This window comes from Kitasatospora sp. NPDC088351 (assembly GCF_040685575.1).
GTDB lineage: Bacteria > Actinomycetota > Actinomycetes > Streptomycetales > Streptomycetaceae > Kitasatospora.
Map to the genome: position 1 here is coordinate 1 of NZ_JBFBIL010000109.1, position 8724 is coordinate 8724.

Genomic DNA, 8724 nt, shown 5'->3' on the forward strand with positions numbered 1-8724 from the left:
TTCCGATCTGCCACGTCCGCCCGGGCTCCGAACCGGACGGGGACGAGCTGGCGCGCCTCCGCTTCGCTCCGGCGGGATTCCCGCGCAAGCGCGGGAATTGAATTCCGCAAGCGGAATTCTAAAGCGGTCAGGAAACCCGCTTCGCGGGTTCCCCGGGGATTCCCGCAAGCGGGAATCCGATGGCTGACTGGGAGGGGTGGGTGCATCACGCGCGGCACTGTGTAGGCCCAGGAATACCTGGCCACCCCCGGACCGAGACCCCCTGTCACCTCATCCACCGTCAAGGCCGGCACCCCCTGTCGAGCCCAGTGGACTCCGCTTCGCTCCGCCCACCCTGAACGCCCGTCACCATCGGGCCCCAAAAGTGCTGTATGGGAGAAGCATACCACCCGCAGTGCGGATTCACGCCCCTATTCCGCCGTGCATCACTCCGGAGTTGGAACCTTCGGCAAGCCTAGTGCATCATAGTGATGCACTGTGTAGAGTCAGTGTTGCAGGCACACCCCCGATGTTCGACTCTCTTGCGGGCGTTGTGCGATCAAGAAAATCCCCTCCGGCATTCCATGGAAGGATCGGGGACATGCCCATCGAGTTGCGTGACCACCAAATCGAGGCGGTTGACGCGATCATTCGCGCGCTGGACATCCCGCCGGGCGGGGTGATTCCGGCGAACGGGCTGCGGGCACAGATTCACGCGGCCTGCGGGACCGGGAAGACGTACATCTCGGCGGCGGCGGCCCGGCGGCTCGTCCCGCGCGGCCGCACGCTCGTCCTGGTGCCGACGCTGGCCCTGCTGGGCCAGACGATCAAGGCGTGGCGGGAGGTCGGGCACACGGGGCCGGCGGTCGCCGTGTGCTCGATGGAGGACGACGTCGAGCTGTGGTCGATGGACGTGCGGTGCACCACCAACCCGATCCGGCTGGCCATGTGGCACGGCTCCGGGCCGGTCACCATCTTCGCCACCTACAGCTCGCTCGGGGTGCTGGCGGAGGCCTTCGAGGGCGCCTACGGCAAGGCGCTGGACCCGCTGGACCTGGCCGTGGTCGACGAGGCCCACCGCACGTCGGGAAGCCTCGGGAAGGCCTGGGCCGACATCCACCACCAGCACGTCATCCCGGCTGCGCGGCGCCTGTACGCCACGGCGACTCCGCGCATCTGGCAGGAGAGGCCGGCGCCGTCGTGGGAGCTGCGGGAAGGGGAGCGGCACGAGCGGCTGCCGGAGGAGATGGCCGCGTCCATGGACGACAAGGCGATCTTCGGCCCGGTCGCGTGGAAGCTCCCGCTGTCCGAGGCGGTGAAGCGAGGTCTGCTGGCGCGCTACCAGATCATCGTGGTGGAGCTGACCGACCCGGTGGTCACCCCGGAGCGCCTGATGAGCCCGGAGAAGCGCAGCGAGGAGATCCGCGGGCAGCGGCTCGGCGCTCTCCAGGCCGCCATGCTCCACACCATGGCGCAGCACGGGCTGCAGACGATGATCACCTTCCACCACCGGACCATAGAGGCTCAGGCGTTCGCGGAGGGCCTGCCCAAGGTCGCGGCCCGGCTGCACGGGAGCGATCCGGAGCTGTACCCGGACCGGATCTGGGCGAACTGGCTCAAGGGCGAGCACGCGGGCGAGCGGCGGGCCCGGGTGCTGGCGGAGTTCGGGCGCAGTGCGCGGCGGGCGGTGCTGTCGAACTGCCGGGTGCTGGGTGAGGGCGTGGACATCCGTGCCGTGGACTCGGTGGCCCTGCTGGACCCGAAGGGCGCGCCGCACGACATCGTGCAGGCGATCGGGCGGGCGCTTAGGCAGCAGCCCGGCGAGGGGAAGCTGGCGTCGCTGATCGTGCCGGTATTCCTCAAGGAAGGTGAGGTGCCGCAGGACATGTTCACCTCGGGGAGTTACCGGCCTTTGGTGAATGTGCTTCAGGCGCTGCGGGCTCACGACGAAGAGGCCGTCGAATTGCTGGCGATCCCTCAGACTGAGCAGCAGAACAGCATTGAGCCGTCGTTCGATATCGGTCCGGAGCCGCAGGAGGGCGAGAAGGAAAGCCGGATGCTGCTGCGTTTCTCGGCGCCGCGTGATCCGGTGATGGTCGCTCAGTGGGTTTCGTTCAACGTGATCGACACCGAGCGGCAGGACTGGGCCCGGGGTTGGTCGGCGGCCGAGAAGTACTACAAACGGGAGGGGCATCTGCGGGTGCCGTTCGACCATCGCGAGGCGACGCGGGCCGGGCTGGACCCGCACCAGATGTACCCGCTGGGGCACTGGGTGAGCGAGCAGCGCAAGGCGTACGCGGCCGGGGAGATGGAGGGCAAGCGGGTCGAGCGGCTGGAGTCGCTCGGGATGGTGTGGGATCCGCTGGACGCGGCGTGGGAGGAGAACCTGGCCGCGTGCCGGGAGTACTTCGAGCACCACGGCACCCTCGCCGCACCCCGCACCGCCACCGCGCTGGACAAGCCGGTCGGGCAGTGGCTGTCCAACCAGCGCCGCCCCGGCGTGCTGGCGGACCGGCCGGAGCGGGTGGAAGCCCTCTGCGAGATCGACCCGGACTGGAACCCGGCGTGGCCGCTGGACTGGCAGCGCCACTACGCCGCCGTCGCCGACTGCCTGGACGGCGGGGCGCAGCTGTCCGATCTGCTGCCCGGGGTGACGATCCACGGGCTGGACGTCGGCCGGTGGCTGGAGCGGCAGCGCCAGCACATCGTGTGGCAGGGGCTGATGGACGAGCAGCGCGAGCGCCTGGCCCAGCTCGGCATCACACCGCTGGCGGCCCCGGCCGAGGAGGCGGCGCCGAAGAAGAAGGCCGGCGCCGGGAAGTCGAGCGCCTTCGACCGGGGCGTGGCCGCGCTCGCCCTGTACCGGGAGCGCACCGGATCGGTGACCGTGCCCCGGGCCCACGTCGAGGAGGTCCCCGACGGCGACGACGGCGCGACGGTGGAGGTGAAGCTCGGGGTGTGGATCTCCAACACCAAGAGCCGCCGGGCGAAGCTGACCGCCGAGCAGCTCGACCAGCTCGCCGCGCTCGGGCTCGACTGGCGCTGAGACCGGCGGGCCCGGCGCCCGCCGAGAAGCGCTCCAGGCCGTCTCTGCCCGCCTGCGCCTGCCGTGTCCGAGGAACACGGCGGCCGGGGCCCGGCGGGGGCGGCCTGGCGGCCTGGCGGCCTTCCGGGGCCGCCCGCGTGCCCCGGCCCCCGCCCCACCGCGAGCGGCCGGCGCCAGCCGGACGCGAGAGAAGAAAAGCCCGCCGCAGGCGCAACGAATCCTCAACGCCACCGCCCCACCCAACCAGCCAACCACCACCCACAAAGCCAAGAACAGGAAGGGGAAGGAGAGGGTTGTCGGGGTGGTGAGTTTCACCTTGACGGCCACTCACCATGGCTGCTGACCTGCGCTTTCGTCCGGAAACCGGGCGCGGCGGCCGGGACGGGCGGCCACCGGTTGGCGCACCGGTTCACACCACCGGTTGACGCACCGGTTAGAACACCCGTTGTCGGATCGTGACCGGATGAGCCGATCTTGGTGAGAAAAAAAATCCGGTGAGAACCGCGGGCTTCCCTACGGGTGCTCGCCGCCACCGGGGCGGCGGGCACCGACGTTGAGGAGCCCGTGATGGCGACACCGCCCGAGATCGACCACGCCGTGGTCGCCGCGCTGTACCAGTTCCGGATGGCCACGGCCGAGCAGCTGCGCGTCCTGCACACCCCAGACAGCAAGCCGGAGCTGATGCGCCGACGGCTGCGCCGGCTGAAGAGCGAGGGCCTGGTCGAGGACGTCGTCCTCCCGCAGGCCGGGAGGCTGCGGGCCTGGTTTCTGACCGAGCGGGGCGCGCGGATCGCCGCCCGCTTCCCGGAACTGGAGGGGGTGGCCTCGCCGCCGCTGCCCGAGGACAAGACCGAGGCGCGGCTGCGGGTCGGGCACATCCTGGCCGTCACCCGCACCCAGGCCGCCTTCGTCGCCGGCGCCCGCAAGGCCGGTGACGAGTGCCAGCCGCTGGACTTCCTGCCGGAGGTCTACCACCGCTACGGCGAGGGCCGGGACGGCGCCGTCATCGCAGACGGCCTGCTGCACTACGCGACCGGCGGGCCGGACCGGGCACTGAACCGGGCGTTCGTCGAGGTGGACCGCGGCACGATGGCCAGTGAGAAGCTCGCCGCCAAGCTGATCGGCTACGCCCGCTTCCGCGAGCACCACCCGATCCCGCCGCATCTGCGGCGCACCGCTGGCGCGCAGAGCGTCCTACCGGCCTGGCAGCAGCACTACCCGGCCTTCCCGCGGCTTCTGTTCGTGCTGGCCGACACGGGCGAGCGCGCCGCCCGGCAGCGCATCATCGACCTCCAGGCCATCGCCGACGGCCACCCGGTGGTCGCCCTGATGCTGATGACCGTGAAGGCCGGCGCGGCCCGCCTGGACGACCTCGAGCAGCACGGCACCAGCGCGGCGGTGTGGCACTCCCTCTCCAACCACAGGCAGGCCCGGTGCGGGGCCTGGAAGCTATAGAGCAGCGCAGTGGCCGGTTTGATGGCCGGGGCGGGCGGCGTCAAGGTGTCCGCCCCGGCCATCAAGAAATCCTGGGGCCGTCATCAAGGTGTCCGCCCCAGGCATCAAGGTGTCCGGTAGTCACCAAGGTTCCGGGGGCGACCATCAAGGAGGCCACCAATGTCCTGTCTCAGCGAAGAATGATTGATTCTCAGCGAAGGTTGACGGCTGCCCGTTAGTCTCAGCGAAGGTTGACCACTGCTTCGCAAGGTGGGGATGGCGTTGAAGACGCTGGTGGAAGAGGCCGTCGTAGAGGTGCTTCACGTCGGGGGAGACGAGGCGGTTCGCCTGTACGTCGCCGCCTGTGCCGAACGGATGGCTCCCCTGTTCATCGGTCTACGGGCGGGCGATTCGGAACGGAAAGCTGACGTGGACTTCTTCGTGGAGTCCGTGGGCGGCCTCTGGTTCGCCGACCGCCCTCTGTCCGACGCCGCTGATCGTGTAGTCCGGCTGGAGCGGTTCCCCGAGCTTCAACCAGCTGAGGAAGGGATCACCGGCGTCGCGGACACGTACACGTTCTTCGCCGGCCTCGTCCTGCGGTATGCCCTGCTGGCCAACGGCTTCGGGGAGGTCGATCACGCGGTGTCGTGCGGCCACGCGGCGCTCACCGCGATGGGCATGCTGGACCAGAACGCCGCGGGCGCCTCCTTCGCTGCTGACGAGCAACGACTTCAATCTCTCTCGGTGTCCGACACTGCCGCTGGTCTGTGGGAGGCGAGTGTGGGGGCTGGGCGGGAGCGATTCCGCGCAGTGCTGAGCCGCACCGCAGGTGTCGGACGCTGAAACCGGTGGTCTCAAGCACGCGGGGGTGGGTTCGTGGCAGAGGCTCTGTCAAGAGCGTTCGGCGACGAGGCGTTACGTGCCTTCGAGCTGGAGTTCTTCGACGGCGGAAGCCGTCTGCGGATGCCCTTGGGGTCGGGGTGGCAGACACGCTTCGAGGCGGTCGAGCCAGTGCGACCGTTCCGCTGGGACAAGGGCGGGCAGGGCTTCGCGGGTTGGTACTTCTCCGTGACGACGCGCGACCACGTGGGCTACGAGTCGTGGCTGGAACGGGATCGCCTGATCTTGCTGGACCGTGACCCGCAGGTTGCGGGGATCGCGTCGCAGCCGTTCTGGCTCCACTGGCACGACGGGGAGAGGCAGCGGCGCCATGCCCCCGACTACTTCGTTCGGTTGGCCGACGGGCGGTCCCGGGTGGTGGACGTCCGCGCCGAGGAGGACATGGACGAGGTGACCGGTGAGGCGTTCGCGGCGACTGAGCGGGCCTGCCGGGCAGTGGGCTGGGAGTTCGACTGGGTAGGGCGGCCCGCTCCGGTCCTCATGGCGAACCTCCGCTGGCTGGCTCGTTATCGACGGGCGCGTTGTCATGGCCCGGAGGGGATGGTCGACCGGCTCGTGGAGGTCTTCCGGGAGCCGAAGGGCATCTGGGAGGGGGCTGAGCTGGTCGGGGACCGGCTTCAAGTGCTGCCGGTGCTGTTCCACTTGCTCTGGTCAGGAGTCCTGGGAACGGACTTGGCGGGAGGGCTGATGGAGACCGACAGTCTGGTCTGGGTGGAGGAGGGAGAACGGTGGGCAAACTGAAACGTCCGCCGGCGCTGGCGGTCGGCGACAGGATCAGGTTCGCCGGGCAGGTGAGAGGCGTCCTTGAGGTCACCGCACAGGCGGCAGTGCTGGAGGACGCTGACGATCCGCACCGCGTGGTGGCCTTGGTCGAACTGTTCCAGGCGGAGGACTTCGAGGTTCTCTTCCAGCCTGAGCGGATGCCGTTGCCCGCTTCGTCCCTGCTGGAGACGCTCCCAGTGCAGACGGTCAGGCAGGCGATGTGGTGGGAGAGCCACATACTGGAGGTCCTGCACGGGCTGCCGCCCGACGCGGAGCCCGGAACTGATCCGCGACCTGAGTACGGTCCAGGAGTCTCGCTGACCGCTCGGGAAAAGGCCAAGGCGACCGAGTTGACGCAGGCAGGGCACCAGGTCACAGCCAGCACCGTCGCCCGGCTGCGACGCCGCTACCTGCACGACGGGGTTGTCGGCCTGGCCGATCTCCGCTCGGCACGCAAGACCCCGCAGTTCGGGTCGGTGGACCCCGCCGTGGTCGATGCGATGCGACAGGCGATCAAGGACGGCGTCGACGCCTCCACCCGGACCGGCTCCTATCTGATCTGGCGCACACGCGAGATCCTGGGCCAGTCGCCCGGCGGGGACTCGGTCGACTGGCCATCTCGGCCGACCCTCTACCGGCTCCTGGCCAAGCTCACCGCTGGCACCCACGCCACCGGGTCGGCGGTCACGCGCCGGTCGAAGGCCCACGGGGCGAACGCTCCGTTCGGCGAGCTGACGGTGACGGCGCCGGGCGAGGTGATGCAGATGGACTCCACCCCGCTGGACGTGCTGGTCCGGCTGGACAACGGGGTGGTGGGCAAGGTCGAGCTGACTGGGATGATTGACGTCGCGACGAGGACGTTGTCGGCGGCGGTGCTGCGGCCGTCGACTAAGTCGGTGGACGCGAGCGTGCTGCTGGCCCGCACGGTCACCCCGGAGCTGATGCGGCCGGGCTGGGTGGATGCACTGAAGATGTCCCGTTCAGTGCTGCCGCACCGGCGGCTGCTGACCCTGGACGAGCGCCTGGAGCATGCGGCGGCTAAGCCGGTGATCGTCCCGGAGATGATCGTCTACGACCACGGCAAGGTGTTCGTCTCCCATAACTTCCGGTCCTCCTGCCGGTTCCTGGAGATCGAGTGCCAGCCGACTCACAAGGGCTCGCCCTTCGAGAAGGGCCACATCGAGAAGATGCTGGGCTCAGTGGCCACGATGTTCGCCCAGTTCCTGCCGGGCTATACCGGCCGCAACACCGACCAACGCGGCCGTCACCTGGAACGGGAGAACCTGTGGTCGCTGCCCGAGCTGCAGGAACTGCTCGACGAGTGGATCGTCGCGAAGTGGCAGAACCGTCCGCACGAGGGACTGCGCGATCCTGACCATCCGGGCCGGCTCTTCACACCGAACCAGAAGTACGCCGCCCTGGTCGAGTCCTGCGGCTATGTCCCGGTTGCGCTCAGCGGGCAGGACTACGTCGAACTCCTGCCGGCGGCCTGGCGGGCCGTCAATTCCTACGGCATCCGGATCAACAACCGCACCTACGACAGCCCCGAGCTCGGGCCGATGCGCCTGCGCGAGTCCGGGGTAACCGCGAAGCGCGGGCTCTGGGAGGTCCACCGTGACCCCTACGACGTCTCGCGGGTCTGGGTCCGCGACCACCGAGGCGGCGGAGGCTGGGTCCAGGCGAACTGGAAGTACTTGAACCGGGCTCCGGTCCCGTTCGGCGATCTGGCCTGGGACCACGTGAGCCATCAATTGCCCAAGGCCACGGAGGAGGAACTCGCCCAGGCCGTCGCCGACCTGCTGACCCGCGCCCACGCCGGCCCCGACCGGTCGGCCGCGAGCAAGAAGGACCGGAAGCCGGGGTCGGCCAAGGCCGAACGGCGGGTCGCCGCCCGGACGAAGGCCGCCCCGCCCACAGTCCCCTCCCCGGCACCGGAAGTACCGCGGCAGTCCGAACCCGAAGCACCCGTGGACGACGGTGATCTGGCCGAGGTGATCCCGCTGGGACTGTTCAACCCGCTCGAAGACCCCTGGAGACGCTCGTGACCGCGCTGCCCATCGACGATTCCGGGGAAGACTTCGGACGGCAGCTGACCAGCCTGCCGGGCTGGCGCGCATTCGTCGAAGCGTCCCTGAACGCACCCATGGTCGCGCTGACGAAGGCCGAGTACGCCGCACTGGACGGGGCAGGACGGGACGCCTACGACGACGACCGGCTGGACCACCATGCCCGGCTCCAAGTGGTCGCCACCTCCACGGTCCGCTCCACCGTGACCTGCGGGCGGCGCCTGGCCATCCTCAACCGCGGGGCGGTCAGCGCCCGCCGGGGCCTGATCGTCTCCGGGCCCGCCAACACCGGCAAAACCATTGCCCTAACCCAGCTCGGTTTGGCCCACGAACTACATGACCGCCGTCGCCACCCCGGACAGGACAGCCGAATACCGGTCATCTACATCACCGTCCCGCCGGCCGCGACGCCCCGCATGATCGCCGCCGAGTTCGCCCGCTTCCTAGGGCGCGTATTCGGTCGTGATCAATCTGTGTGATTCACCTTCGCGGCGGGTCCTGATCCGGTAGACCGTGGTGTGTGACGCGAGCGCAACT

Annotated in this window: 5 protein-coding genes and 1 pseudogene; all 6 read left to right on the forward strand. The window is 69.5% G+C overall.

What is annotated here, in order from left to right:
- The first annotated feature begins 580 nt into the window (after positions 1-580).
- The gene (locus AB0P06_RS36240) at positions 581-3025 is read left to right on the forward strand and encodes a Helicase associated domain protein (RefSeq protein ID WP_363615156.1); all 2445 of its coding nucleotides are present in this window, start codon (positions 581-583) and stop codon (positions 3023-3025) included.
- 567 nt (positions 3026-3592) lie between these two features.
- Positions 3593-4480 carry a replication-relaxation family protein gene (locus AB0P06_RS36245; protein WP_363615158.1) on the forward strand — a complete coding sequence of 296 codons (888 nt, stop codon included), beginning with the start codon at positions 3593-3595 and terminating at the stop codon, positions 4478-4480.
- Positions 4481-4735: 255 nt separating this feature from the next.
- Positions 4736-5302, forward strand: a complete 567-nt coding sequence (locus AB0P06_RS36250; RefSeq protein ID WP_363615160.1) for a hypothetical protein — start codon at positions 4736-4738, stop codon at positions 5300-5302.
- A 120-nt stretch (positions 5303-5422) separates the two neighbouring features.
- Positions 5423-6100, forward strand: a complete 678-nt coding sequence (locus AB0P06_RS36255) for a TnsA-like heteromeric transposase endonuclease subunit (RefSeq protein WP_363615164.1) — start codon at positions 5423-5425, stop codon at positions 6098-6100.
- Positions 6088-8166, forward strand: coding sequence for a Mu transposase C-terminal domain-containing protein (locus AB0P06_RS36260; protein ID WP_363615162.1), 2079 nt, complete (start codon positions 6088-6090; stop codon positions 8164-8166). Before AB0P06_RS36255 ends, AB0P06_RS36260 begins: the two co-directional genes overlap by 13 nt.
- Positions 8163-8636 (forward strand): annotated as a pseudogene (locus tag AB0P06_RS36265) (ATP/GTP-binding protein); the annotation flags it as partial. The gene AB0P06_RS36260 and the pseudogene AB0P06_RS36265, both read left to right, overlap by 4 nt.
- Positions 8637-8724 lie beyond the last annotated feature (88 nt).